Consider the following 25,426-nt stretch of genomic DNA (forward strand, 5'->3'; position numbering starts at 1 on the left):
ACATGATGACCAGAGGAGCGTTATGACCACCGGAGTCGAGGGCGCCACCCGCTGGCCCACCATCACCAAGGATGTGGCCGCCTTCCCCGTGCAGCCCAACCTGCTGGACTACGAGGCCGCCCGGCGCGACTTCAGCTGGGACCAGGCCCGGCAGGCGCTGTCCGGCCTGCCAGGCGGCCGGGGGCTGAACATCGCCTATGAAGCTGTGGACCGGCACGCGGCCGGACCGAACGCGGGCAAAGAGGCCCTGCGTTTCGTCCGTGCCGACGGCTCCACCACGTCCCTGAGCTACGGCGACCTGGCCGTGCAGTCCGGCAGGTTCGCCGCCGTCCTGCGTTCCCTGGGGGTGGGCCGCGGCGAGCGCGTATTCTCGCTCCTGGGCCGCAGCCCGGAGCTGTACACCGCCGTCCTGGGCACTTTCAAGACCGGCAGCGTCTTCTGCCCGTTGTTCTCCGCCTTCGGGCCCGAACCCGTCCGGCAGCGGCTGCACCTGGGCGCGGGCCGGGCCCTGGTGACCACCAAGGCGCTGTACCGCAAGAAGGTGGCACCCGTCCGGGATACCCTTCCGGAGCTGCGCTTCGTCCTGCTGGTGGACGCCGCCGGTGCCCCCGAACCCGGAACCCTGGACCTGGCCGAACTCCTGGCAGGGGCTGATCCGGCAGGGGCTGATCCGGCCGGGGACATCGCCGACACCCAGCCCGAGGACATGGCACTGCTCCACTTCACCAGCGGCACCACCGGCACGCCCAAGGGAGCCATCCACGTCCACGACGCGGTGGCCGCGCACTACGCCACCGGACGCTTCGCCCTGGACCTGCACCCGGACGACATCTACTGGTGCACCGCCGACCCCGGCTGGGTGACGGGCATGTCCTACGGCATCATCGCCCCGCTGGTGCACGGCGTCACCGCCATCGTGGACCAGGAGGAACTGGACGCGGACCGCTGGTACCGGATCCTCGCCGAACAGCGCGTCACCGTCTGGTACACCGCCCCTACGGCGCTGCGGATGCTCATGAAGGCTGGGGCGGAACGCGCCGCCGGGCATGACCTCTCGGCCCTGCGCTTCGTGGCCAGCGTGGGGGAACCGCTGAACCCCGAGGCCGTGGTGTGGGGCAAGGACGTCTTCGGGCTCCCGGTGCACGATAACTGGTGGCAGACCGAGACCGGCGGGATCATGATTGCCAACTACCCGGCCATGCCCATCCGCCCCGGTTCCATGGGACGCCCGCTGCCCGGCATCGAAGCGGCGCTGGTGGCCCGGGACGCGGACGGCAAACCGGTGGTCCGGGACGGCGGGGTCCAGCTGGTCACAGAACCGGATGTAATGGGGGAACTGGCGCTGCGCCCGGGCTGGCCGTCCATGTTCCGCGGCTACCTCAACGAGGAGGAGCGCTACCGCCGCTGTTTCGCCGGCGGCTGGTACCTCACCGGGGACCTGGCCAAGCGCGACGCCGACGGCTACTTCTGGTTCGTGGGCCGCGGCGACGACGTCATCAAATCCTCCGGCCACCTGATCGGCCCCTTCGAGGTGGAAAGCTGCCTCATGGAGCACCCGGCGGTGGCCGAAGCCGGGGTGATCGGCGTGCCCGACCCCGTGGCCGGCGAAGTGGTCAAAGCCTTCGTGGAGCTCAGGCCCGGCAACGAAGCCACCGAGGACCTGCAGCTGGACATCATCGGCTTCGCGCGGAAACGGCTCGGCGCCGCGGTGGCACCGCGGCTGCTGGAATTCACCGCCAACCTGCCCAAGACCCGCAGCGGCAAGATCCTCCGCCGGCTCCTGAAGGCCCGCGAACTCGGCCTGCCCGAAGGCGACCTCTCCACGCTGGAAACGCCGCAGGGACACGAGCCGGAACCACGCGAAGGAGGGCAGCCATGAGCAGCGTGCGCGGCCAGGGCGTCCCGGACCCGGAGCACGCCCTGCACCTCCTGCGGCAGATGCTGCGGGTGCGCCGGCTCGAGGAAAAATGCATCGAGCTGTACAGCGCCGCCAAGATCCGCGGCTTCCTGCACGTCTACATCGGCGAGGAAGCCGTGGCCGCAGGGGTGATGGGAGCCCTGGCACCGGAGGACGCCGTGGTGGCCACTTACCGCGAACACGGCCACGCCCTGCTGCGCGGCGTCTCCGCAGGGTCCATCCTGGCCGAGATGTACGGCCACGCCGAGGGCTGCTGCCGCGGCCGCGGCGGTTCCATGCACCTCTTCGACGCCGCCACCCGCTTCTACGGCGGCAACGCGATCGTGGCAGGCGGGCTGCCGCTCGCCGTCGGCCTGGCGCTCGCGGACCGGATGGCGGGGCGCCAGCGGGTGACCGTCTGCTTCTTCGGCGAAGGTGCCGTGGCGGAAGGCGAGTTCCACGAAAGCATGAACCTGGCCGCCCTGTGGCAGCTGCCGGTGCTGTTCTGCTGCGAGAACAACCTCTACGCCATGGGAACGGCGCTGGGCCGCTCGGAATCCCAGACCGACATTGCGCTCAAGGCCGCCGGCTATGAAATGCCGGCGTGGGCCGTGGACGGCATGGACGTGCTGGCGGTGGAGCAGGCCGCACGCCGCGCAGTGGACGGGGTCCGCTCCGGCGGCGGCCCGCACTTCCTGGAGCTGCGCACCTACCGGTTCCGCGCGCACTCCATGTTCGATCCCGAGCTGTACCGGGAGAAATCCGAGGTGGCGCAGTGGATGGAACGGGACCCCATCCGCCTGCTCCAGTCCGTCCTGGAAGCGGCAGGGCAGCTGCCGCAGAAAAAATGGGCGGCACTGCAGGAGGACGTGGACGCGGAGATCAGCACCGCCGTCGGATTCGCCGAGGCCGGGACCCCGGAGCCGGTATCCGAACTCGCCCGGTTCGTGTACAGCGACACGGCGGACGGCGGCAACCCAGGCACGGACAGCAGTGCCGGCCACGGTGCCGGGAAAGAAGGCGCCAGGAAAGAAGGGGGAGCAGGATGAAAACCACGTACCGCGAAGCCATGCGGGCCGCCCTCCGGGACGCGCTGCAGCGGGACGACCGGGTCTTCCTCATGGGCGAGGACGTGGGCCGCTACGGCGGCAGCTTCGCCGTGAGCCTGGGCCTGCTGGAGGAATTCGGGCCGGAGCGGATCCGCGACACCCCGCTCTCCGAATCCGGGTTCGTGGGCGCGGGCATCGGCGCGGCGCTGGGAGGGATGCGGCCGATCGTCGAAATCATGACCGTCAACTTCAGCCTGCTGGCACTGGACCAGATCATCAACAACGCCGCCACCTTGCTGCACATGTCCGGCGGGCAGTTCAACGTGCCGATCGTCATCCGGATGACCACCGGCGCGGGCCGGCAGCTGGGGGCCCAGCACTCTCACAGCCTGGAGGGCTGGTACGCGCACATTCCGGGCCTGCGCATCCTGGCCCCGGCCACCCTGGCAGACGCCCGCGGCATGCTGTGGACCGCCCTGCAGGACCCGGATCCGGTGCTGATTTTCGAGCACGGCTCGCTGTACAACGTGGCGGGGGAGCTCGACGACGACGCCGGCGCCGTGGACATCGCCAGGGCTGCGGTCCGGCGGCAGGGGGACGACCTGACCCTCATCACGTACGGCGGCACCCTGCCGATGGTGCTGGAGGCCGCCGAACAGCTGGCCGCGGACGGCATCGAAGCCGACGTCATCGACCTGCGGACGCTCCGCCCGCTGGATGGGGCGGCCATCCTGGCCAGCGTGGGCAGGACGCACCGCGCGGTGGTGGTGGACGAGGGCTGGCGCAGCGGCAGCATCTCGGCGGAGATCGCCGCCCGGATCAGCGAGGGGGCGTTCTTCGACCTGGACGCACCCGTGGAGCGTGTGTGCAGCCTGGAGGTGCCCGTCCCGTACGCCAAGCACCTGGAGCAGGCGGCGCTGCCGTCCGTGGAGCGGGTGGTGGCCGCGGCGCGGCGGGCTGCGGGCAGCTCATGACCGAGTTCCGGATGCCGTCCCTGGGCGCCGACATGGAGCACGGCAAGGTGGTGGAATGGCTGGTCAAGCCGGGGGACTACGTCCACAAGGGGGACCTGGTGGCCGCCGTGGACACGGACAAGACCGTGATGGACATCGAGTCCTTCGAGGAAGGCGTGGTGGCCGAGTTCCTGGTGGAGATCGGGGACACCGTGGACGTCGGCACCCCCATCGCCCGCATCACCGCAACCCCCGCCGAAGTCCCGCAACCCGAAGCTCCCGCCCGGCACCGTGAGCCGGGCGCAAAGGTCCCGCCGCCGGTCCGGCACCTTGCGCACACACTGGGGGTCGACGTCGGACGCATCAGCGGCAGCGGGCCCGGCGGTGAAGTGGTGAGGGCGGACGTCGAACGCGCCGCCGCAGCGCACGCCACCGAAGCGGCGGGGGAGGCAGCAGCGCCGGCTGAAGGACCGGAGGCGCCGGCACCCGCTGAAGCCACACGGGTCCGGTCCTCGCCGCTGGCGCGGCGGCTGGCCGCCGAGCTTGGCGTGGACCTGAAGGGTGTCAGCGGGACGGGTCCCGGCGGCGCGGTGACGGAAGACGACGTGCTGTCCGCGGTGCCGCCCAAGGAAACCCGGACGGAACCGCCGGCGGCAGCACCGCCGTCGGAAGCGCCGGGACCTGAACCCGCGCCGGCACCCAAGGAAGGCGCACCCGAGGAAGCGGCAGCCAGGCGGAAGCAGCCGACGGCGGCCGGCGGCAAGGCGGACAGCCTGCGGCAGGCGGTCGGCGCGCTGATGTCCCGCTCCAAGAAGGAGATCCCGCACTACTACCTGTCCACAACCGTGGACCTGGCGGCAGCGATGGCGTGGATGCAGGGGGTGAACCGGGAACGGCCCGTCTCGTCGCGGCTGGTTCCGTCCGCGCTGCTGCTGAAGGCCACGGCGCTGGCTGCGAAGGAGGTGCCGGACATGAACGGCTTCTTCACCAAGGGCGCCTTCCAGCCCAGCAGCGCCGTGCACCTGGGCGTGGCCGTGGCGCTGCGGCACGGCGGCCTGGTGGCCCCCGCCCTGCACGATGCGGACACGCTGACCCTGGACCAGCTGATGGACCAGCTGCGCGACCTGGTGGGCCGGGCCCGTGCCGGCAGGCTGCAGCGTGCGGAAATGGCGGATCCCACCATCACCGTGACGAACCTCGGCGACCTCGGCGTGGAGAGCGTGTTCGGCGTGATCTACCCGCCGCAGGTGGCGATGGTGGGCTTCGGCAAGGTGCTGGAGCAGCCATGGGCGCACAACGGGATGCTCGGGATCCGGCATGCTGCGATCGCCACGCTGTCCGCTGACCACCGGGTGAGTGACGGGCTGCGCGGCGGCCGTTTCCTGGCCCGCATCGACGAACTGCTGCAGGCCCCGGACAAGCTGTGAGCCTTGAAACCCTTTTGAGCCTTGAAACCCGCAGCCGAGGAGGAGCCATGAACGAACAGGACGCACGCCAGGCGGTGGCGGCGGCGATCGGCAAGGTGGCGCCCGACGTCGAGCCCGAAGACCTCGACGGCGGCGCCAGGCTGCGCCAGGACCTGGAACTGGACTCACTGGACTTCCTCCGTCTGGTGGAGGTCATCGCGGAGACCACCGGCGTGGACATCCCGGAGGCGGACTACCCAGCCGTGGCCACCGTGGACGGGCTGGTCAGCTACGTCGCGGGGCACGGCTGAGCAGCGGCGCTGCGTGCGTTGCCGCTGGGGCCCGCGGCGGCAACGGACACCACACGTGTTGCCGTTGCCGCCGCTGGTTGAACTGGTGCGGGGGCAGTCAGCCCGAGGGCCTTACCCCAGTGACGCGAGGAGCTCGGCGCACGCCTGCTCGCAGCGGCGGCATGCTTCGGCACACACGCGGCAGTGCTCGTGCATGGAGGCGTGCCCGCCGCATTCGTCGCCGCAGGCTTTGCACGCTGCCCGGCAGGCCTCCAGGACGGCGCGGGTGATGTTCGCGTCGTATCCGGTGTGGCGCGACAGGACGTTGCCGGTGGCGGTGCAGATATCGGCGCAGTCGAGGTTGGTGCGGATGCACTTGGTCAGCTCGGCCACCATGTCCTCGCTGAGGCACGCGTCCGCGCAGGCGGTGCAGGTCTGGGCGCATTCGAAGCAGGCCGCGATGCATGCGGCGAGCTTGTCCTTGTCAAGGTTGCCGAGGTCTTTGGGGTAGGTGTCCAGCATGGACTGTACATGGGTCATTGTGGGCTCTCATTTCCGGTTGTGAACGGCTGTTGTTGGCTGAGGTAACAGGCGCTGTTTACGTCCGGCTGATGGAGAGTTGGTCCAGGGTCAGGGCCTGCCGCCTGGGTTCGGCTTGCGGGGGCCCGCCTGGCAGCAGGGACTGCGGGCCGGCGGGCAACGCCAGGGCAGGAGGGTCGGGCGCTGCCGCTTTTGTGGGTGCTGGTTCACTGCGCGACGCGGGGTAGCGGTCGCAGCATGGGTGGTGCTGCGGCGAATCGTCGGGGCACGGGGAGTTGCGGCCGTCCACAGCGGGCGGCTGTCCCGGTGTGGGAACGGACGACGGCGGGTGGCGCAGTTCCGCTGCAAGCACGGCTTCCGCGGGCCCGGGGGAGTGGGCGCCGGCGGCGTGGTGGACTGCGGACAGTGCCGCCCCGGGCTCCGGCACCAGCGCATACCTGGTGCCCTGGAAGTACGAGACTGCAGCCACCAGCAGCAGCCCGGGAAGAAGGCAGGCGAGAATGACGCACGGCTGGGAAAGCGCGCGGATCGGTCTCGTGCCGAGCGTCGGTAGCCTCGTGGCCTGGTCCTTCCATCCCGTGCTGGTCCCCGTGGTTCTGCCGGGACGTTTGTGATCTACTACTAAGTAGACTGACTATTTTCGTCCAGAAAATCAAGGGAGCAGTACCCTGCCCGGCCGCCCAGCGGGCCGGGAACCGGAACGGAAAGGGAGAATATGTCCGACCTCCTGGTCATCGTTTTCGACGTCAACGAGACGCTGTCCGACATGGCCCCGCTCGGCGAAGCGTTCGCCCAGGTTGGTGCCCCGCGCGGGCTGGCCAAGCTCTGGTTTGCCACGCTCCTGCGGGACGGATTCGCCCTCACGGCCAGCGGCGACAAGCAGCCCTTCGCCACCATCGGCGCCGGCGCCCTCCGTACCCTGCTGGGAGCCGAGGGCATCGCCGGGGACCTGGACACCGCCGTCGAACGCGTCATGGCTGCCATACAGAACCTGTCCCTCCACCCGGACGTCCCTGACGGGGTCCGCGCCCTGGCCGCGGCCGGCCACCGGCTGGTCACCCTGACCAACGGCGCCAGGGCAAATTCCGACAAACTGCTGGTTGCCGGCGGCGTCAGGGACAAATTCGAGCTGCTCCTCTCTGTTGAGGACGCCCCTGCATGGAAACCGGCCAGGTCAGCCTACGAATACGCGGCCGCCGCTGCCGGTGCGGATCCCTCCGGCATGCTGCTGGTGGCCGTGCACCCCTGGGACATCCACGGGGCAGCCAAAGCCGGCCTGCGGACGGCCTGGATCAACCGGACCGGCGCCCGCTACCCCTCCTATTTCCGGTCCCCGGACATCGTCATCCCCGCACTGACCGCCCTGCCCCCGGCTCTCGCCGCATAGAAGAAATCCCTTCCAGGTAACGCGGGGCAGACGGCGGGCTTAGCCTTGTAACGGTGCCCGCACGGATCCGACAGGAGAGCCCATGAACCAGCCAGCTGATCACCCCGGCGCAGCGTACGTGCCGCGGAAGATCACCGGACCGGTACTGATGGGTGTGGTGCCCGGCCAGCCCCTTGCCGTTGCGCACCGGGCCGCGGAACTGGCCTTCAGCCTGGGCGTGGAGCTTGTCTGCGCCTACGTGGACGTCACCACGTACCTCGCCGAAGAACCCGACGGGCGGGTCGAGGCGCTGCCGATCGATCCGGACGGCATCGACGACGACATCGAAGGCATCAGCGCGGACATCCAGGAGCGGCTGCAGGAAGCATTCGACGGCGCCGGGATCCGCTGGTCCTTCATGACCCTGGCGGGCGACCCTGCCCGGGCGCTGGGCCGGCTGGCGGAGACACGGGACGCATCGGTCATTGTGGTCGGAACGCGTGAACGCGGCCTCGGGGCACGCCTTGAGGAACTGCTGGTGGGATCGGTGGCAGTCCACCTGACGCACCGCCAGCACCGGCCCGTGCTGGTGGTTCCGCTCGCCCCGCACCCCAAAGCGCACCCCAAACCCCGCCGGCAGGAGGGCCGCTGATGCTCCCAGCCGACAAGGACGCCGCCGGGCCCGCAACCCAGGACGCCGACGCCGGAACGCTCGGCGAAGCAAGGACCCACCGCCCGGTCCATCTGCACCCGGGGTTCGTGGCCGTCGTCGTCCTCGGCGGCGTCCTCGGCGCCCTGGCGCGCTACGGACTCGGCACCGTCCTGCCCGCCCCGGACGGGTGGCCGCTGCCCACCCTGACCATCAACCTGGCCGGCGCCTTCCTGCTCGGCGCCCTGCTCGAGGCCCTGGTGCGCCGGGGCGCGGACGCCGGACGGCGCAGGGTCATCCGCCTGCTCGCCGGCACGGGCTTCATGGGGGCCTTCACCACGTACAGCACCCTGGCGCTGGAAACGAACACCCTGCTCGCGGCCGGACGCAGCACGGATGCGCTGCTGTACATCGCCGCCACCCTGGTGGGCGGGGCAGTAGCCACGGTGGCGGGAATCGCGCTGGCCGCAGGACATCACCGCCGCGCGGGAGGAAAGCGGTGAACGCCCTGGTCATCGTCCTGGTCGGACTTGCCGGCGGACTCGGCGCGGGGACACGGTTCGTCGTCGACGGACTCATCCGCGCCAGGTTCCGCACCGCCCTCCCGGTTGCCACCATCGCCATCAACGTCACGGGCTCGTTCCTCCTGGGCCTGCTCGCGGGAGTCGTCATCGTCCGCGCCGCGCCCCCGGAACTCCAGGCCATCGCCGGCACCGGATTCCTCGGCGGCTACACCACTTTCAGCACGGCCAGCTTCGAGACGGTCCGCCTGGTGCAGTCCCGGCGCACAGGCCTCGCGCTGTTGAACGGTATCGGCACCGCCGTTGTTGCCGTGGGCGCTGCTGCCGCGGGCTTGGCGCTGGGCGGCATGTTCTAGGCGCTTTCCGCTCCCACCGCCCCCGCGGCCGGAGGCCTTGCGTGGCGCCGCCGTTCCAGCAGGAATGTGTCGCGGCCGAACGAAAACGTGAGCAGCGCGAGGGCCGCCGCTGCGAAGGCGGTTGCGGCGGCTGTAGGGACGCCGGGGAACAGCGCAACCAGCAGCGCGAACGGCTGGAACGCCCCGATTGCCTTGCGTGCTGCGCTGGGCGGCAGCGGTTCGCGCAGGTGTGGCCGGAAGAACCCGAAGGCCACGAACACGTAGTACATGGCCCCGGTCACCAGGGTCCAGGGACCCACGACGCCGGCCGCCGCCGTGGACAGGACGAGGACCAGGGCAGCGTCTGTGGCGGCGTCGAAGCGGGCACCTGCCGCTGATGCCGTTCCGGTGCGCCGCGCGACCGGCCCGTCGAGCGCATCGAGCAGGAAGGCCGCGCCGCCCAGCACCACGAGAAGGAGGTCCGGAGGGCGGCCGGTGAGCAGTTGCGGCACAGCCAGGACGGCGCACAGGGCGGCGAGGAGGGCCCGCAGCAGGGTCACCCGGTCCGCTGGGGTGGAGAAACGCGGGATGCGCCGCAGGAGAGAGGCGACGGCGGCTCCGGCCACCAATGCGCCCGCGCACAGCCCCGCCAACTGCAACCCCAGTGCAGGGGAGGACAGGGACGAAAGCCGCAGCGCCGAAACCCCGAACGCGGCAACGGCAACCAGCGTGTCCGGCACGGCCCGTTCAGCTGCGCTGTCCATGTGCCACCTCCCTTCCGCATGCTAACAACGGCACCCGGCCGCGGCCATCAGCCCACCTCCGGGACCGAAGGATGGCCTCACGTGCCGGGACGCGGCGTCGGACGCTCGACGACGGCGCCCCGGCGCCGGGGTGCCGTCCGGACCAGGCCCGCGATGGCCAGGAGGGTCCCGATTCCTTCGGCGACCGCGCTGAGGGTCTTGGAGAAGAACCAAACGGGGTCGTACATGGCCGGGATGGGCCCGATGGCGGGAATGTCAACGAAGTAGTAGAGCATGACGGCGGCGAACGCGCTTGCCGCCACCAGCAATGCCAAGGCGTAGGCGGCCCTGCTGCCGCGGACGAGGACATAGATGCCGACCACCAGCGCCGCTGCCGCTTCGAGCAGGAACAGCGTGCCCTGGCTGATGCCTCCGGGCGGCGCGTTGTTGTAGCCGGGCGCCAGGAAGAGATGTACTCCGGCGTCGATGAACAAAGCCAGTGCGGTCAGCAGTCGTAGTGCCACGCTTATGTATACGCCCGCTGCCCGGTTTCGGTTCAATCTCATCCGACCGAAAGGCGGTGTAATTTCTGGCGCATGGCCGAGTGAGCGGCCACTCCACACCTCAGCCCGGAGCCGTCTTGCTCGAAACGCTGGTTGGCTGGTGTTCTTTCTGCCAGGGCCACCGCCCGGTGATCTCCAGTTCCAGGGAGAAACTCAGGAACGTCCTGATGAGCACGATCACCGCCAGGACTCCCACGCTGGTGAAAGTCGGCGTCACGGCCACGGTGCGGATGATGTCAGCGGCGACAAGGAGCTCCAAGCCCAGCAGGATGGAACGGCCCAGCAGTTGCCGGTACTGCCGGTAAACAGACGCGCGCTCCGGCCCGGTGCCGCTGCGCGGAAAGCTCCGCCCCCTGACAGCCAGGGGAATTGACACGATTGCTCCGATAACCATGATGGCTACGCCCGCAAAGTCCATGTACTGCCCGGCGGTCTCGATGATTTCTTTGAAATTCATGCGTTCTCCATCGCAGCGAAATGCTGGGGCACCAGTACTGTTGTTGCGATGGGTCAGCCCTCCGGTCTCGAGTCAGAGTGTCTGTCTCCACCGTACCGAAAGGTCAGTATGCTTACTAGTCTTGCCGGAGACGCTGTTGGACGCGGCGGGAATAATTGCGGGCCGCTGAAGTATTGTGCCGGTAGCGGGCAGCGGAGCCTGCGGACTTACGAGTGAGGAGTATGGCTATGACCCTTCCGAAGGAACTAACGCCGGGAACATGGACCTTGGACATGGCCCACAGCGAGATTGGTTTCAGCGTCCGCCATGCCGGGATCAGCAAGGTCCGGGGCCGGTTCAAAGAGGCCCAGGCAGAGGCGCATGTGGGGCAGTCCCTGGCGGACTCTTCGCTGCGTGCAACGGTTGCCACAGCCAGCTTCGATTCGGGGGATGCGAACCGTGACGCCCATGTGCGTGGAGCGGACTTTTTCGACGTCGAAAAGTATCCGGAGATGACATTCCGCGGCACCCATATTGAAGGGGACGGGGAGGAATACACCCTGACCGGCGACCTGACCATCAAGGGGGTCACCCGGCCGGTGGAGCTCGAGGTCGAGTTCACCGGTGTTGCCGTGGACCCGTTCGGCGCCACGCGTGCCGGGTTCTCGGCCGAGACCGAGATCAGCCGCAAGGAGTTCGGCCTTACCTGGAACGCTGCGCTGGAGGCCGGCGGCGTGCTGGTCAGCGACAAGGTCAAGATCAACCTCGAGGCGGCGCTGGTCAAGCAGGGCTAAGGCCAGGACGATGAGGCGGCAGCGGCTTCCGGCGGGTCAAAACATGTAGTAGCGGATGTACAGATAGGGCAGGCAGAGGCCGATGGTCACGGCCGTGACCACCAGGCCGTACTTGGTGAACGTCCAGAAGGAAATCGGATGGTCGTAGCGCCTGGCGATGCCGATGACCACCACGTTGGCGCTTGCCCCCACCGCCGTGGCGTTGCCGCCCAAATCCGCTCCCAGGGCCAGCGCCCACCACAGGGGCTTGGCCGGATCGCCGCCTGCCTCGACAATGCTTTGGGTGATGGGGGCGAGCGTGGCCACGTACGGGATATTGTCGATGATGCCCGACACCAGCGCCGAACCCCCGAGCACCACCATGGAGGCGAGCCGGTACTGGTCCCCGATCAGTGCTGCCATGGCGTTGCCCACGGATTCGATAACGCCAAGGTTGACCAGCGAGCCCACCATGATGAACAGGCCGGCGAAGAACAGCAGGGTTTCCCATTCGACGTCGGCAAACACTTTTCGCGTTTCCAGCCGGGCCAGCAGCACCAGCAGGCCGGCGCCCAGCATCGCCACCACCGACGGCGCCAGGCCCAGCACGGGGCGGGCGGCAAAACCGGCAAGCACCAGCCCCACCACCACCAGCGACTTGACCAGCAAGGGTTTCTCGCCGAGCGCTTCCTTTTCATTCAGCGCCATGACCCGGGCCGCCCGGTCCGGGTGGAACTGGAAGGCGGAGCGGAACATGACACGGCATAGCCCTATGAATACCAGCAGGAGGACGGCGACAATCGGCGCCAGGTTGGCTGCGAAGTCGTTGAAGGACAGGCCGCCGCGGCTGGCGATGATGATGTTGGGCGGGTCGCCGATGAGGGTGGCGGTGCCGCCGATGTTGCTGGCCATGACTTCCGCGATCAGGAAGGGAACCGGCGGGGCAGCCAGCCGCTCGCAGACCAGGAGCGTCACAGGGGCGGTCAGCAGCACCGTGGTGACGTTGTCCAGGAACGCCGAGAGTACCGCCGTGATGACGACCAGGATCACCATGATTCGGAACGGATAGCCCCGGGCCCGTTTCGCCGCCCAGATGGCGAGGAACTCAAAAAGTCCCGTCTGCCGGATGATCCCCACGATAATCATCATGGCCAGGAGCAGGAAGATGACGTTCCAGTCGATCCCGCTCTCCTGGGAAAAGAACATGCCCGCATCATCCGTGGCGCCGATGAGGACCATTGCCGCGGCCCCGCCCAGCGCTGTTGTCACACGCGGAAGCTTTTCGGTGGCGATCAGGACATAGGCCGCGACGAAGACCGCAAGCGCCAGGACAACCTGGACGGTCACTGTTCCCCTGTCCCGCGACCGGTCCCGGCCGCCGATGCCAGGACCGCGCTGATGACGGCAGGCAGCGTGATGAACTTTGGGGAGCCGGGCGGCGAATCGCGCAGCAGGGCAATCTGCGTCCGGGCATCGACCATGCGCGCGGCAATTTCCACCAGGGTGGCGTCCGACTCCAATGCCAGTATCCTGTGCACGGCAACGCCCTCGTCGTCCAGCAGGTCACCCACTGTCCGCTCGTCGATGTGTTCCCAGGCTTCCCCCGCCGCGTCCTCGTCAAAGACTGCCGCCAGGGAGACGTCATCCAGGAGGTAGCCGGGCACCATGAGGCGGAGTACGTCCACGGCAGAGACGATGGCCGTGGGGGTCCCCCGCTCGTTGGCGATCACGAGTCCTACGAGACCGCTTTCCGCGATGAGGCGGCCGGCCTCGGCAGCGGTGGTTTCCCGGCGGACTATCGGCAGGGAAACTTTCAGGTCGTCAGCTCGCACTGCTGCTCCTTTGAGCCTGAAGGGATGGAACTGTCCAAAACGGGTGCAGACCCATCCAACCACTACTTCGCGATGCTGCGCAGGATTTGCCGCGCCACCAACCGGTCGATGCCGGGCAGTCGGGTGCCGCGGATGATCCAGCGGCGCAGCAGCCGCTGGGTTCTGTTCCTGGGGAGGAACGATGCCGCCGCCCGCCGCCCGGATGCCTGCGCCATCTCAACCACTGGCCGCCACTCCTTTTCGAAGCGCGCCAGGGCCCTGCCGATCTGGTCGGAGGAGCTCACGGGGCCCAGGACGTCGCCGAGCAGGGCGGCACCGGCGATGGCGAGGGAGCCGCCCTGGCCGGCCAGCAGCGAGACGGCGCCCGCGGCGTCCCCGACGAGGACCGCGCGTTCCTTATGCCAGCCCGGCAGGACCACCTGCGCCACCACGTCGTCGTAGGGATGGTCGGGGCAGAGCTCAAGGAGCCGGTCAACTGCATCGCTGACGCCGGTGAACTCTGCGCGCAAACGGTCACGCGCGGTCCGGGACCCCGGGCCGGCCGCGTCGTTGGGCTCCCGGTAGACCAGGAACGAGGCAACCTCATCATTGCGGAGGCTGTAGAGCCCGGCCATCCGGTTGATGGTGTCGGTGAGGATGAACCGGTTCCGGAAGCGCGCGTTCAGTGCCGGATCGGTGACGATGAAGGCCGCGGCGCGCATCCCCAAGGGCCTCAGGCAGTCCGTTTCGGGACCGAAGAGGCCGGCCCGCACCTGCGAGTGAATGCCGTCGGCGCCCACCAGCACGTCCGCGGTGAGCACCTCCTGCCGCGAGCCGACGACGGCGACGCTTGCGCCGGCGTCGTCCGTCCAGGCGCGCAGGACATGGGTCCCGTAACTAAGCCTGACCCGGCCCTCCGGCACGTCGCCAAGCGCGGCGAGGGCCGCCCGTTCAATGTCCGGCCGCAGGAGGCTCAGGACCTTCCCGCCGGCCAGCCGGGAAAATTGGCCGTAGTCGATGCTGCAGGTGCGGCGGCCCGCAGCGTCCACGTAGTCGGCCGCCTCGATGTGGTACGCCGCAGCTGCGAGGCGGGGGTAGAGGCCAATCCGTTCGGATGCCTCCACGCCCGGGCCGAAGAAGTCCATCATGTAGCCGTCCGGCCGTGGGGCCGGCGATTTCTCCAGCACCTCGACGTCCCAGCCCGCCAGGCCGAGCTGGCGGGCGGTGACGAGCCCGGCGATTCCTGCACCGGCCACGATGGCTTTCATGACGCCTCCCTTTGACGGCCGCTTGCTGCCCGTGATCCTGGTCCACTGCCGTGGAGTCCCTGCGGTCTCCCTGCGCGCACCCACATCCAGTAAAAGATGCCGGCCACCACCAGGGCAGCGGCCACGCTGACCAGCGGAAGCCCGCGCAGGAGGTTCACCACCAGGGTGAACGCCACGATGAGCACGCCTGCGCAGTTCATGGCGAAGTAGCCGCGGCGGCCCTCCCGGTGCGAAAAGACCGCCATCGCAGCCAGGCCCGCCAGGAAGCTCATGAAGACGGCCACCGCGTAGAACAGCACCAGTTTCTGCTCGCTTCCGCCGGCAGCGGCGGCCAGCACCGCGGCGAGGATGGCGAACAGCAGGGTGCCCCAGGTGGGGGCGTGGCGGGAGTTTGTCCGCCCGAGCACCTCCGGAAGCGGCCCGCCGTCGTCCTCCTTTCCGCCCCCTCCGCGGGCGAGGGCCTTCAGGAGGCCGGGGCCCGCCTGGAAGGACGAGGACGCGGCGGAGAGCAGCAGCAGGCCTGTCACCAGCTGGAACACGGCGAAGAGAGCCGGCGGTGCGGCGTGCCGGGCCAGTTCCGCGATCTGCGTGCTCTCGCCCTCCGGGATCCCGATGCCCAGGTGTGCCACCTCGGCCGCCAGGCCCAGTGTCAGGGTCCCCACAATGCCGAGCGTCAGCCACAGGGTCAGCCGTCCGAAACGCCGCCGCCCCTCGTCCTCCAGTTCGTCCAGCTCGGCGATGGCCGTGGACGGTGCCTCCACGCCCGTGGCCAGGGCCATGGCCACCGGGAAGGCCAGAATGACGGGCACGACACCCGCCGTCCAGCCAGCTGACCCTCCGGCGGATTGTGCGGCAGCTGCCGCGGCAGCGGCGGAAGCGGGGGGTTCCGCGAAAAGCCCGAACACCAGGACCGTCGCGGCGGTGGCGACGAACGCGAGGGTCAGGGCAGCGAACACCAGCCGGCCCAGGTGCCCCAGCAGGGTCACGGCGGCCACCAGGCAGGCCAGCCCGACGGCGATCAGCGTGCGCCAGGGCGCCAGGGCCGGAAAGAAGGCGATGGCTGCCGAGGCCGCGGCGGCGACGCTGATGGCGATGGTCAGCGTGAAATCCACCACCAGCGCACCCACGGGCAGGAACGCCCAGCCGTCGCCGAAGGCCTCCGCCGTGGCAGCGGGGGCGCCGCGTCCCCGCGGATACCGGGCGATGATCTGCCGGTAGTTCAGGACGATCAGTGCGATGATTCCCACCACCAGGCCCATGGTGGCCACCAGCAGGCCAAGGTCCCCGTCCAGGGCACGCAGCGCTGCCTCCACCGCATAGGCCACCGAGGAGACCGGATCGGCCATCACCGCGAAGGCGAAGGCCACCAGGAGCGTGCGCCGCGAGCGCGCCGGCGCGGACTGCGCCCGCCGGGAGCGCACCTGTCCGGGCCCACTGTCAGCCATGGCCGGCTTTTTCGTCGGTGCCTTCCGCCGGGCTGCGGGCGAATCGTCGGGCTATGACCACATCCGTGGAGGAGTGGGACAGGATGGACAGCACGATCACCAAGGCCACCAGGTGGTAGATCTCGTCGGCACGCACGATCCCGGATTCCAGGATGATCAGGCCATACACCACCGAGGCGAAGCCTTTCGGCCCGAACCACATGGCCGCCGCCTGCTCGCCAAGGGACAGTTTGGCCCCGATGAAAGACACCAGCAGGGCCAGCGGCCGGGCCGCCACCAGGGCAAGAACGGCGAAGATCCAGCCGGCAAAGGGAATCTCCGTGAAGAGGAACGCCGGTGTGATCAAGGCACCGAACACCATGATCGCCGCAAGCTTGAGCAGCTCAGTGACCAGTTCGCCGAACTGCTCAAACTCGTGCCGGAGGCCCGGGCCAATAGTGGCCACGGTGATGCCGGCCGCGAAGGCGCCCAGGAACAGGTTGGCGTGGCTCGCCTCGCAGATTGCCAGCACCAGGAGGCCGATGGAGACCGCCAGCAGGGGCTGCAGCGACCGGATGGCTTGCAGGAAGGAAAGCTTTTCGAGGGAGAGGACGATGACGGGCACCACCACGCCGACCGCGATGCCCAGGATGATCTCGAACAGCAGTTGCTCCCCGTGCGTGTCGCTGCCCCCGGCGGCCGCCAGCAGGATGAGGACGATGGGCAGTGCCAGGCCGTCGTTAACCCCGGACTCGACGTTCAGCAGGTGCCGCAGGCGCCCGGGCACTTCTTCCCGGCCCACGATTGCCGCGGCGAAGACGGGGTCGGTGGGGGCGAGGATGGCGCCGAGGAGGAAGGATTCCAGCCAAGGCAGGCCGGCGACAAGATGGGCGAACAGGGCCGTGAGCACCAGGGTCAGTGGCAGGCCCAGCAGGAGGGCACGTCCCGGTAGCCGCCATGCCGCGCGCAGGTTCCGGTAGCCCACGCGCATCCCGTCCGTGAAGAGGACGGAGAAGAGGGCAAGCTCGGCCAGCCCGCCCACGATGGGATCCCCCGTGGACACGGTGATGAAGCCCAGGGCACCCGGCCCCAGCAGGAATCCGCCCACCAGGAAGAGCACTGCGGTGGACAGCACGGTGCGGTGGGCGCGCTCGGAGATGAGCACGCCGATCAGCAGCAGGACGGCAAAGGAAAGCAGCAGGGCGGTTTGTGTGTCCATGGTCACCGGGGGAGTAGGCGGGCGATGAGATTGCGGGTGGTCAGTCCGGCGCGGGTTGCGGGGACCAGCAGGCCGGCTCCCAGCCGGTAGCCGCGTTGGCGGGAGGCGGCCAGCTTGCGGTGGCGGGATTCGTACCGGCGCAGCGCGACTAGGGGGTCTGCCGGGGTTTCCGCCAGTGCTCCGGCGAGGGTGGCTGCGCCGGTCATCGCCATGCTGGAGCCGTCGCCGAACAGGGACACGCAGGAGGCGGCATCGCCGAGCAGGGCCACTCGCCCCTTGGACCAGGCCGGCAACCGGACCTGGCTGACGGCGTCGAAGTACAGGTCCTCCGCGCCTTCCACCTGTCCGCGAAGGTCCGGCAGTTCCGGGACGGACCAGTCGTAGCGGGTGTACGCCTCCAGCACCAGTTTCCGCTGCGCGCGGGGGTCGCGGTATTCGGGGCCTGGTTGCCGTGGGCCGCGGAAGATGAACCCGGCGCCTGCGCTTCCCCGGATGGGGTGGATGGTCAGGGACAGGCCGGGCCGGTTGTACATCAGCACGCTTCCGGGGTCTGCCGCCGGGCGGCCAAGGGAGAGGGTGGCGATGTACAGGCCCAGCGGACGGACGAAGGTGGACTCGGGGCCGAACGCCAGGGCCCGCACCGTGGAGTGCAGCCCGTCCGCCCCCACCACCAGGTCGAAACGGCGCGGGCCGGCGTGCTCAAAAGAAACGTCCACCCCGCCGTCATCCGCCCGCAGGGCGGCTACCGAGTCCCCGAACAGGAACTCTGTGTCGTCCCGGGCAGCCTCGCAGAGGATGGACGCGAGGTCGGCGCGGGGTATTTCGACGTCATCGCCACGGGGGCGGCCCAGCCGGGACGGGCCAACCCTGCGGCCGGACGGGGTCACGAACGTCAGGCCCGGAGCGTGGGTGGCTGCCTCCTTCAGTCGCGGCAGGATGCCCATCCGGCGAGCGACGCCGGTGGCTGCGCCGTGGACGTCCACCGGGTTGCCGCTGGACCGCAGCCCCCGGGCCCGTTCCACTACAGTGGGCCTGAACCCTTGGCGGGCCAGCCAGAACGCAAGTGTTGGCCCGGCGATCCCCGCCCCGCAAATTAGCACTGTCGGCTGTCCCACAGGCCCCAGCGTAGTCCCAAGCCCGGTCAAACAGGGCCATGGCCGCCTAACCGATGACCGGCCGCTCTTCCGGGAGCTGGTAGAGGCGTGGGCGGGAGGAGAGTGCCAGGGAGGAGGCCACCGTGATGGTCCCGATGCGGCCGGTGAACATCAGCACCATCAGGACCCACTGGGCGTCGGCGGGAAGGCCGGGGGTGATGCCGGTGCTGAGGCCCACCGTGGCGAACGCCGAGATGCTCTCGAAGAGGACCTTGTCCAGGGGCAGGTCCGTGAACATGAGCAGCAGCAGGGCGCCGGCCATGACGGCAGCGACGCCGAGGAGTGCCACGGACAGGGCCTGCCGCTGGGAGGACGAACTGATGGAGCGGTGCGCAATGGTCACGTGGTCCCGGCCCCGGACCTCGTTCCAGATTGCGAAGAACAGCACCAGGAATGTGGTGATCTTGATTCCGCCGGCGGTTCCGGCGCTGCCGCCGCCGATGAACATCAGGATGTCGGTCACCAGCAGGGTCTCCGGCGATGCGGCGCCGTAGTCGATGCTGTTGAAGCCTGCCGTGCGGGGGAAGACGGTGCCGGCGAGGGTGGCGAGGACCTTGTCGCTGGCCGGCATCGCGCCCAGGGTCTGTTCCCGGTTCCACTCGAAGACGGCGAACAGCGCTGCCCCCGCCGCTAAGAGGAGCAGGCTGCCGTAGACGGTCAGGCGCATGTGGACCGTCCAGTCCTTCACGCGGATGCCGCCCCGCAGCAGGGAGATCAGCACCGGGAAGCCCAGTCCTCCGGCCATGACAGCGGCGCAAATGGGGACGATGATCCAGGGATCGCCCGCAAAACCCACCAAGCTGTCGCTGTAGAGGGCGAAGCCGGCGTTGTTGAAGGCGGAAACGGCATGGAACACGCCATGCCACAGGGCGGTTGCGGGGTTGTGGTCGTATTCGATCCAGTAACGTCCTGTGAGGATGAGGGCGGTGCCGGCCTCGAACAGGAGCATGATCCGGGCGACGGCGAACAGCACGGAGCGGACGTCCCCGAAGTTCAGGGTATGGGTCTCTGACTGGGCGATCAGTTGCCCGCGCAGGCCGATGGTCTTCCGCACCAGGAGCGAAAGCAGCGTGGCCAATGTCATGATCCCGAAGCCGCCCACCTGGATGAGCCCCAGAATCACCCCCTGCCCGAATGGGGTCCAGAAGGTGGCCGTGTCCACGGTGGCCAAACCGGTGACGCACACCGCCGAAACCGAGGTGAACAGGGCCGTCAGGAAGGGCTCGGGCTGCACTGTCCTGTGCGCGGCCGGAAGCATCAGCAGCCCGGCGCCGATAACAATCACGACCAGAAAGGCCAAAGGCACCAGCCTGACCGGATGCAGCAGTACGCGGCTGAATTCGCTGCCCCCGCCGGGTCGTCCGGGAAGATCGGGGAGCCTGTCGGCCCGGGTTTTTGGTCGAGCCGCTCTGGTCCGTTGTTCCACAGGCTTCAGCGTAATGCAGCAGCACGCGGGCTCACAGCGGTTGAGGCCGCACCTTCACGTTGCGCAGCGAACGGATGAGTGCGACGGCGGTAATGGACCCGGCTGCCATGATGGACGCCAGCACCACCACCTGGAACCGGCCCGCCTCCAGGGGCGCGGCACCGCCGAAGATGGCACCCACGAAAGCGCCGGGCAGGGTGACCAGCCCCGTGGTCTTGGTCTGGTCCGTGGAAGGGATCAGCGCCGAATGCACGGCCTGCCGGGCCTGGGCCAGGGTGGCCTGCCGGGGCGTGGCGCCGAGAGCCAGCCACCCCTCCACCTGGTCCCACTGTTCCACTACGGCCTCGGAGAAGCGGCGTCCTGCCAGCGCGGCGATGGTCATGGAGTTGCCGATCACGATCCCGCCCACGGCCAGGACGTACCGGGGTGCGAACTCGATGGCCCCGGTGCCGAACACGACCGCAAGCGTCACCAGGATGCCGGCCCCCATGGCTGCGGCCACCACGGCGAACCGCCGCCACGACCAGGCCAGGCGCCGCGCCGCCGTCACCGCCGCCACGGTGAACATCACCAGCAGGGCCGCGCCCACCCACAGCGGGTTGGTGATGATGCCGCCCAGCACCAGGCTGATGACTGCCAGCTGGGCCGCCCCGCGCAGGATGGCCAGGGCCGGGGAGAAGGACGACGGCGTCCGCGAGCCCCACAGGAATCCCACCGTGAGTGCCACCAGGGTGGCAAGGGCCACGAAGGTCGGCGCCAAGGCGGCAATGTCGGGCATCGCTTCAGCTTACTGAGGGGACGGGTATTGGGGCTCGTCGAAGTCGAGTACTCCGGATCATTGCCCCTGGCCAAAACGGCGGCCTACGCTTGCGCGTAAATGGGTGGAAGTAATGGCCCGTCCGGTGACGGCGGACAGGGTGCCGCATGCGATTGTGCCCAGGAGTTGTGCGATGAAAACCACCCCGTCCTCCCGTACCGGCCAGTTCCTGGTCCTGCTCCTGGTCCTGGCCGGCGCCGTCCTAAGCGCTCCCGGCCGGGCTGAGGCGGACCCGGTCTATGGCACGCAGAGCATCGCCTACTCGGGGGTCAGCAACCCGCCCACATCGGACAAGCCGCAGAGCAAACTGTGGTTCAATGCCGGGTCCTGGTGGGCGGACATGTGGACCACGGGGTCGGGCTGGAGCATCTACCGCCTGGACCGCTCCACGGAGACGTGGGTCAACACCGGAATCGTCAATGACACCCGCGCGAACACCCTTGCCGATGTGCTCTGGAACGGCAGCAAGTTGTACATCGCGTCCCACGTGGTGACCGTGACGGGGGACGGAACCCCGAACCCCTCCCAGTCCGGACAGCCCGCGAAGCTCTACCGGTACAGCTACAGCGGCGGTTCCTACGCCCTCGATCCAGGTTTCCCCACCACGGTCACCAACAATTCCAGCGAATCCATGACCATCGACCAGGACTCGCTCGGAGCCATCTGGGCAACATGGACCCAGGTGGCCGGCAACTCCACCTCCGGCTACACGAACACGGTCTATGTCAACCACTCCGCCGACGCCGGGGCCACCTGGGACGCGCCGTTCGTGCTCCCGGTGGCCAGCCCGCACCCGGCACCCGACGATATTTCCGCCGTCGTGGCTTTCAACCGCAACCAGATTGGCGTCATGTGGAGCGACCACCTCGCCAATACCGTCTGGTGGGCCACGCATCCGGACGGCAAAGCGGCCGACTCGAACTGGCAGCTGCAGCCGGCCATGCGCGGGAAAGGCCAGGCCGACGACCACCTCAACCTCAAATCCCTGCAGTCGGACACCGCGGGGCGCGTGTTCGCCGCGGTGAAAACCAGCCTGAACGATTATTCCTCGGACCCCGCCGTCCCGCAGCTGGTGCTCCTGGTGTTCAAGCCGGGCACCGCCGCCTTTACCCAGTCCACCATCTCCGTGGCCGGCGACTGCGTCACGCGCCCGCAGATCCTTCTGGATACGCAGAACAACATGGTCCACGCCTTCCAGACGGCGCCGCCCACCTCTGTCACGGGGTGCTCCTATTCGGGGGCGGCAGGCGCCATCTATGAGAAGACAGCATCCATGGACAACCCCGTTTTCGGGTCCGGCCGGGGCACGCCCATCATCCAGAGCGCCTCGTCGTCCAACATGAACAACGCCACCACCACCAAGCAGAGCGTGGACAGCTCCACCGGGCTGGTAGTGCTTGCCAGCGACCATGTGGCCAAGCGGTACTGGTTCTCGGACCGCCCGCTCGGCACGGCCACGCCGCCGCCGGCCACCGGAGGCATCACGGTGGTGAACTCCAGCACTACCTACTCGGGGACGGCCACGCTCACGGCTCCACTGCCGGTCCCGGCCGGCACCGCTGCGGGCGACGTGCTGGTGGCCTCCGTTGCGGCCGACTTGAACCCCACGATGACCCCTCCCACAGGGTGGACCCCCATCGTCAGCGGGCTCTCGGTCAGCACCGGGGCGCGGCTGTTCAGCTACTACCACGTGGTGGGCGCCTCCGACCCGGCGAGCTACACGTGGACGTTCAACACAATCGTGAAGTGGGGCGGCGGCATCACGGCCTACCGGGGCGTCAACAACGCCGCGCCACTGGACAGCAGCGTGGCCACGGCTACGGACACCAGCTGGACGAAGTCGAGCCTCACGGTGGGCAGCATCACCACGGCCACCAACGGGGCCATGCAGATCAGCACGATCATCTGCGACTGCGCCTCGCCGGTATTCTCCCCGCCCAGCGGCTGGACCCAGCGCTGGCAGTCGGCAGGCGGCCAGATCGCCGATCAGGCGGACCTGCTGCAGGCGACGGCCGGCGCCACTGGCACTGCCACCTGGACTTTCAGCGCCATCAGGGGAGCGGCGGCCTGGCGGACGGCATTGAAGCCGGCGGGCTAATTCCCGCCGGCGCCCCTTCGGGGGTTTCTTCAGTGCGGGTTTTCGAGGGAGATGGTTTCCAAGTGCTCGGGGACGCGGGCTTTCCACCCGAGCTGGCGTTTGATGCGGGCCCTCAGGGCGTCGGAGGCGTCGGCTTCTCCATGCGTTACGTAGGTCATGGCAGGGGCGGCAGGGGCAGTCTTCATCCACTGGATCAGTTCGTCCGAGTCGGCGTGCGCGGACAGCCCTTCCATCTGGATGACCTCGGCCTCGATGCTGATGTCCTGTCCGTAGATGCGGAGCTCCGTTGCGCCTGCGGCGAGGGAGGCGCCCCTGGTTCCCCCGGCCTGGTATCCGCTGAGGATGATCGCGTTGCGCCGGTCCGGCCCGTACGCCGCGAGGTGGTGCAGGATGCGGCCGCCGGTCAGCATGCCGCTCGCGGAAATGATGATCATGGGCCCGCCCCGGAGGTTGAGCAGCTTGGACTGGTCGGCACTGCGGACAGGGGTGGCCACATTGTACAGGGCCTTGAACTCGTGCTCCTGGAGCCTGTGTTCCTCGCGGTGGCGCTGGTACATGTCGGATGCGTCGATGGCCATGGGGCTGTTCAGGAAGACAGGGATCGGGGGGATTGCGTGTTTGGCGAGAAGCCGCGAGAGGTGCAGCAGTACCGTTTCGGCGCGGCCGACGGCGAAGGCGGCGATCATGATGACCCCGTGCCGTTTTGCCACCCGGGTGATGATGCTGCCGAGTTCGGCTTCGGGGTCGCCAACCGGGTGGGTCCGGTTGCCGTACGTGGATTCGGCGACCAGCACATTGACCCGTTCCAGGGCCCGGGGCGGGAACATCAGGGGGTCATCGGCCCGTCCGAGGTCGCCGGTGAAGTGGATGGTCCGGCCGACGACTTGGAGGTGTATTTGTGCCGCGCCGAGGATGTGGCCGGCAGGAAGGAAAGTTGCTTCTATGCCCCCGGGCAGCGGAAAGGGGGAGTCGAAGTCCAGGGTCTTGAAACTGTCGAGTGACCGGACGGCGTCCTCCGCGGTGTAGAGCGGCAGGGGAGGGTGATGGGTTGATGACGCCTTGTGGTCTGCGTAGCGGGCTTCCTCCTCCTGGAGGTAGCCGCTGTCGGGAAGCAGCAGCGTGCACAGTTCCGCGGTGCCCGGCGTCGCGTAGACGGGCCCGCGGAAACCGTCCCGAACCAGTGCGGGGATATATCCGCTGTGGTCCAGATGGGCGTGGGTGAGGACTACGGCGTCAATGTTGGCCGGACTGATCTGGAACGGTACGCGGTTGCGGTCCCGGAGGTTCTTATAGCCCTGGAACAGCCCGCACTCGATGAGGATCCGGTGGCCCTGCGACTGGATCAGGTACCTGGAACCCGTCACCGTGTCCGCTGCGCCAAGAAACCGCAGTGTGGCAGGACGCTGTTCCCTCATGGCCGCTCCTTACATACTGCGGTTTCGGCAGCGCGGCAATCCGCGCGGGATGTCAAAGGTGCCGGACGGGGCTGGCCGGATCAGCCGCGGCTGATGGGAAGTTTCTTTGGTTCGGCGGGCTGGGCTTCGCTGGGCAACGGGGCGCGGACTTCCAGGACGCCGTTGGTATAGGTGGCCTTGATGTCTTCTTCCTTGACCCCTTCGGGGAGCGGGATGTTGCGGCTGAAGGATCCGTAACGGAACTCTGACCGGTAGCTGCCTTTGTCCTTGTGTTCTTCTTTTTCCTGGCGTTCGGCGCGGATCCGCAGGAACCCGTCGTCCATGGTGACTGCAATGTCTTTGTCCGGATCAACGCCGGGCATCTCGGCGCGGACCACCAGGGTTTTACCATCGACGTACTCTTCTACCCGGATGGGGACGGGGCCGGCTGCGGAGTCGAACATGCGTTCCATGGAGTCCAGCAGCTCCGCCGGGGACCGCAATATGGTGTTGAAGGGGGAGGTCCACCGGGTGGTTGCGAACGGGGACCGTTTGAGCAGATCAGACATGACAGATTCTCCGCATTCGATGTAGGCGAGGGCCCTCGTCGGGGCCGGCGCCAGTCCAGTTAATACCCCTGCAGGCGGGGCGGATAGAGACAAAAGACCCTCCTGCCGGATGGTTCGCAGACGGGCTGGATCCGGAGGTGCCGTCCCGAAAAGAGGGGCTTTCGCCCCTGCCGACGCGCGGAAAACGTGCCGTAGTCTTGCCAGCGAAAGGGAGGACCATGACCAGCACCGATTCGTTCCTGATAGTCGTTGGCTTTGACGGGTCCGAGCATTCCCGCGCAGCACTGGACTGGGCCATGGATGAGGCCCGCCGGCGCCACGGCCAACTCCGCCTCATCACGGCCTGGGACAAACCCCAGCTGGCGTGGTACCCCGCGGTCCTGGAAACGGCGGCAGGCGAAATAGTCACCGAGGAGTCTCCGGAGCAGGCCGCCCGGACGCTCCAGGCCGAGGCGCTGCAATCCGCTGCAGATGGGGGCGTCACGGCAACGGCGCAGCTGGTTAAAACCCACTCGCCTGCTTCCGCGATCCTCGACGCATCCAAGGATGCGGGTCTTGTCATCGTCGGCTCCAGGGGGCACGGAGGATTCCCCGGGCTGCACCTGGGCTCGGTCTCCACCCAGGTGGTCAACCACGCGCAGTGTCCTGTGCTGGTGGTCCATTCCAAGGCATAAGTGCCCCTGTTGCACGCGGCGGATGGGACGTAGAATTAAACCGCCTGCAGG

The 25,426-nt window shown here is 68.5% G+C and carries 27 protein-coding genes; 12 read left to right on the forward strand and 15 right to left on the reverse strand.

Features of this window, described 5'->3' with window-relative positions; genetic code table 11:
- The first annotated feature begins 22 nt into the window (after positions 1-22).
- From acsA to AC2JAJ_RS12110, 5 genes are read left to right on the forward strand one after another with little or no spacing between them, the layout of a single operon-like run.
- Complete coding sequence (gene acsA, locus AC2JAJ_RS12090; protein WP_486415701.1) at positions 23-1,879, forward strand: acetate--CoA ligase; 1,857 nt, start codon at positions 23-25, stop codon at positions 1,877-1,879.
- Complete coding sequence (pdhA, locus tag AC2JAJ_RS12095) at positions 1,876-2,946, forward strand: pyruvate dehydrogenase (acetyl-transferring) E1 component subunit alpha (protein ID WP_486415700.1); 1,071 nt, start codon at positions 1,876-1,878, stop codon at positions 2,944-2,946. Before acsA ends, pdhA begins: the two co-directional genes overlap by 4 nt.
- A complete protein-coding gene (locus tag AC2JAJ_RS12100; protein ID WP_486415699.1) occupies positions 2,943-3,920 on the forward strand; it encodes an alpha-ketoacid dehydrogenase subunit beta in 978 nt (325 codons plus the stop codon). Before pdhA ends, AC2JAJ_RS12100 begins: the two co-directional genes overlap by 4 nt.
- Complete coding sequence (locus AC2JAJ_RS12105) at positions 3,917-5,326, forward strand: dihydrolipoamide acetyltransferase family protein (protein WP_486415698.1); 1,410 nt, start codon at positions 3,917-3,919, stop codon at positions 5,324-5,326. Before AC2JAJ_RS12100 ends, AC2JAJ_RS12105 begins: the two co-directional genes overlap by 4 nt.
- Positions 5,327-5,373: 47 nt before the next feature.
- A complete protein-coding gene (locus AC2JAJ_RS12110; protein WP_486415697.1) occupies positions 5,374-5,616 on the forward strand; it encodes an acyl carrier protein in 243 nt (80 codons plus the stop codon).
- Between the two features lie 111 nt (positions 5,617-5,727).
- On the opposite strand, the gene AC2JAJ_RS12115 is transcribed toward AC2JAJ_RS12110, so the two are convergent.
- Both AC2JAJ_RS12115 and AC2JAJ_RS12120 read right to left on the reverse strand, forming a co-directional pair.
- Entirely contained in the window at positions 5,728-6,135 is a 408-nt protein-coding gene (locus AC2JAJ_RS12115; protein WP_486415696.1) for a four-helix bundle copper-binding protein, read from the reverse strand.
- 58 nt (positions 6,136-6,193) lie between these two features.
- Positions 6,194-6,604, reverse strand: coding sequence for a hypothetical protein (locus AC2JAJ_RS12120; protein ID WP_486415695.1), 411 nt, complete (start codon positions 6,602-6,604; stop codon positions 6,194-6,196).
- 246 nt (positions 6,605-6,850) lie between these two features.
- Here AC2JAJ_RS12120 and AC2JAJ_RS12125 point away from each other — a divergent pair, with 246 nt between their 5' ends.
- The 4 genes from AC2JAJ_RS12125 to crcB (AC2JAJ_RS12140) all read left to right on the forward strand — a co-directional run bounded on the left by AC2JAJ_RS12125 (position 6,851) and on the right by crcB (AC2JAJ_RS12140) (position 9,027).
- Positions 6,851-7,522 carry a haloacid dehalogenase type II gene (locus tag AC2JAJ_RS12125; protein ID WP_486415694.1) on the forward strand — a complete coding sequence of 224 codons (672 nt, stop codon included), beginning with the start codon at positions 6,851-6,853 and terminating at the stop codon, positions 7,520-7,522.
- A gap of 82 nt (positions 7,523-7,604) precedes the next feature.
- Entirely contained in the window at positions 7,605-8,153 is a 549-nt protein-coding gene (locus AC2JAJ_RS12130; RefSeq protein ID WP_486415693.1) for a universal stress protein, read from the forward strand.
- The gene (gene crcB / locus AC2JAJ_RS12135) at positions 8,153-8,653 is read left to right on the forward strand and encodes a fluoride efflux transporter CrcB (protein WP_486415692.1); all 501 of its coding nucleotides are present in this window, start codon (positions 8,153-8,155) and stop codon (positions 8,651-8,653) included. Before AC2JAJ_RS12130 ends, crcB (AC2JAJ_RS12135) begins: the two co-directional genes overlap by 1 nt.
- Complete coding sequence (gene crcB, locus AC2JAJ_RS12140; RefSeq protein WP_486415691.1) at positions 8,650-9,027, forward strand: fluoride efflux transporter CrcB; 378 nt, start codon at positions 8,650-8,652, stop codon at positions 9,025-9,027. The genes crcB (AC2JAJ_RS12135) and crcB (AC2JAJ_RS12140) overlap by 4 nt, the downstream gene beginning before the upstream one ends.
- Here crcB (AC2JAJ_RS12140) and AC2JAJ_RS12145 read toward each other — a convergent pair.
- The 3 genes from AC2JAJ_RS12145 to AC2JAJ_RS12155 form a co-directional block, all read right to left on the reverse strand.
- A complete protein-coding gene (locus AC2JAJ_RS12145) occupies positions 9,024-9,770 on the reverse strand; it encodes a CDP-alcohol phosphatidyltransferase family protein (RefSeq protein WP_486415690.1) in 747 nt (248 codons plus the stop codon). The two genes, crcB (AC2JAJ_RS12140) and AC2JAJ_RS12145, sit on opposite strands and share 4 nt — an antisense overlap.
- A 77-nt stretch (positions 9,771-9,847) precedes the next feature.
- The gene (locus AC2JAJ_RS12150) at positions 9,848-10,273 is read right to left on the reverse strand and encodes a hypothetical protein (protein ID WP_308287885.1); all 426 of its coding nucleotides are present in this window, start codon (positions 10,271-10,273) and stop codon (positions 9,848-9,850) included.
- Between the two features lie 100 nt (positions 10,274-10,373).
- Positions 10,374-10,769 (reverse strand): DUF1622 domain-containing protein, encoded by a 396-nt coding sequence (locus AC2JAJ_RS12155; protein ID WP_486415689.1) that lies wholly within the window; start codon positions 10,767-10,769, stop codon positions 10,374-10,376.
- 227 nt (positions 10,770-10,996) lie between these two features.
- Between AC2JAJ_RS12155 and AC2JAJ_RS12160 the strand changes: the two genes are divergently transcribed.
- On the forward strand, positions 10,997-11,542 hold the full coding sequence (locus tag AC2JAJ_RS12160) for a YceI family protein (RefSeq protein ID WP_486415688.1): 546 nt from the start codon (positions 10,997-10,999) through the stop codon (positions 11,540-11,542).
- Positions 11,543-11,578: 36 nt separating this feature from the next.
- Here AC2JAJ_RS12160 and AC2JAJ_RS12165 read toward each other — a convergent pair whose 3' ends face one another.
- The 8 genes from AC2JAJ_RS12165 to AC2JAJ_RS12200 all read right to left on the reverse strand — a co-directional run bounded on the left by AC2JAJ_RS12165 (position 11,579) and on the right by AC2JAJ_RS12200 (position 20,601).
- Entirely contained in the window at positions 11,579-12,868 is a 1,290-nt protein-coding gene (locus AC2JAJ_RS12165; RefSeq protein ID WP_486415687.1) for an ArsB/NhaD family transporter, read from the reverse strand.
- Positions 12,865-13,353: a CBS domain-containing protein gene (locus AC2JAJ_RS12170; protein ID WP_486415686.1), complete on the reverse strand. Its 489-nt coding sequence runs from the start codon at positions 13,351-13,353 to the stop codon at positions 12,865-12,867. The genes AC2JAJ_RS12165 and AC2JAJ_RS12170 overlap by 4 nt, the downstream gene beginning before the upstream one ends.
- A 62-nt stretch (positions 13,354-13,415) precedes the next feature.
- Positions 13,416-14,600 (reverse strand): FAD-dependent monooxygenase, encoded by a 1,185-nt coding sequence (locus tag AC2JAJ_RS12175; protein ID WP_501053133.1) that lies wholly within the window; start codon positions 14,598-14,600, stop codon positions 13,416-13,418.
- Positions 14,597-16,045 carry an amino acid permease gene (locus tag AC2JAJ_RS12180; RefSeq protein ID WP_486415683.1) on the reverse strand — a complete coding sequence of 483 codons (1,449 nt, stop codon included), beginning with the start codon at positions 16,043-16,045 and terminating at the stop codon, positions 14,597-14,599. Before AC2JAJ_RS12180 ends, AC2JAJ_RS12175 begins: the two co-directional genes overlap by 4 nt.
- Positions 16,038-17,243: a cation:proton antiporter domain-containing protein gene (locus AC2JAJ_RS12185; protein ID WP_486415682.1), complete on the reverse strand. Its 1,206-nt coding sequence runs from the start codon at positions 17,241-17,243 to the stop codon at positions 16,038-16,040. The genes AC2JAJ_RS12180 and AC2JAJ_RS12185 overlap by 8 nt, the downstream gene beginning before the upstream one ends.
- Positions 17,244-17,245: 2 nt before the next feature.
- Complete coding sequence (locus AC2JAJ_RS12190; RefSeq protein ID WP_501053134.1) at positions 17,246-18,358, reverse strand: FAD-dependent monooxygenase; 1,113 nt, start codon at positions 18,356-18,358, stop codon at positions 17,246-17,248.
- A 46-nt stretch (positions 18,359-18,404) separates the two neighbouring features.
- Positions 18,405-19,703 carry a TrkH family potassium uptake protein gene (locus AC2JAJ_RS12195; protein WP_486415681.1) on the reverse strand — a complete coding sequence of 433 codons (1,299 nt, stop codon included), beginning with the start codon at positions 19,701-19,703 and terminating at the stop codon, positions 18,405-18,407.
- A 151-nt stretch (positions 19,704-19,854) separates the two neighbouring features.
- Positions 19,855-20,601 carry an ABC transporter permease gene (locus tag AC2JAJ_RS12200; protein ID WP_486415680.1) on the reverse strand — a complete coding sequence of 249 codons (747 nt, stop codon included), beginning with the start codon at positions 20,599-20,601 and terminating at the stop codon, positions 19,855-19,857.
- A 172-nt stretch (positions 20,602-20,773) separates the two neighbouring features.
- Here AC2JAJ_RS12200 and AC2JAJ_RS12205 point away from each other — a divergent pair, with 172 nt between their 5' ends.
- Positions 20,774-22,738 carry a hypothetical protein gene (locus tag AC2JAJ_RS12205; RefSeq protein WP_486415679.1) on the forward strand — a complete coding sequence of 655 codons (1,965 nt, stop codon included), beginning with the start codon at positions 20,774-20,776 and terminating at the stop codon, positions 22,736-22,738.
- Between the two features lie 29 nt (positions 22,739-22,767).
- Here AC2JAJ_RS12205 and AC2JAJ_RS12210 read toward each other — a convergent pair whose 3' ends face one another.
- Entirely contained in the window at positions 22,768-24,153 is a 1,386-nt protein-coding gene (locus AC2JAJ_RS12210; protein ID WP_486415678.1) for an MBL fold metallo-hydrolase RNA specificity domain-containing protein, read from the reverse strand.
- A gap of 80 nt (positions 24,154-24,233) precedes the next feature.
- Entirely contained in the window at positions 24,234-24,701 is a 468-nt protein-coding gene (locus AC2JAJ_RS12215; RefSeq protein ID WP_486415677.1) for an Hsp20/alpha crystallin family protein, read from the reverse strand.
- Between the two features lie 218 nt (positions 24,702-24,919).
- On the opposite strand from AC2JAJ_RS12215, the gene AC2JAJ_RS12220 reads away from it, so the two are divergent.
- Positions 24,920-25,375, forward strand: coding sequence for a universal stress protein (locus tag AC2JAJ_RS12220; RefSeq protein ID WP_486415676.1), 456 nt, complete (start codon positions 24,920-24,922; stop codon positions 25,373-25,375).
- Positions 25,376-25,426: the final 51 nt, after the last annotated feature.

This window comes from Arthrobacter sp. MOO21 (assembly GCF_057369995.2).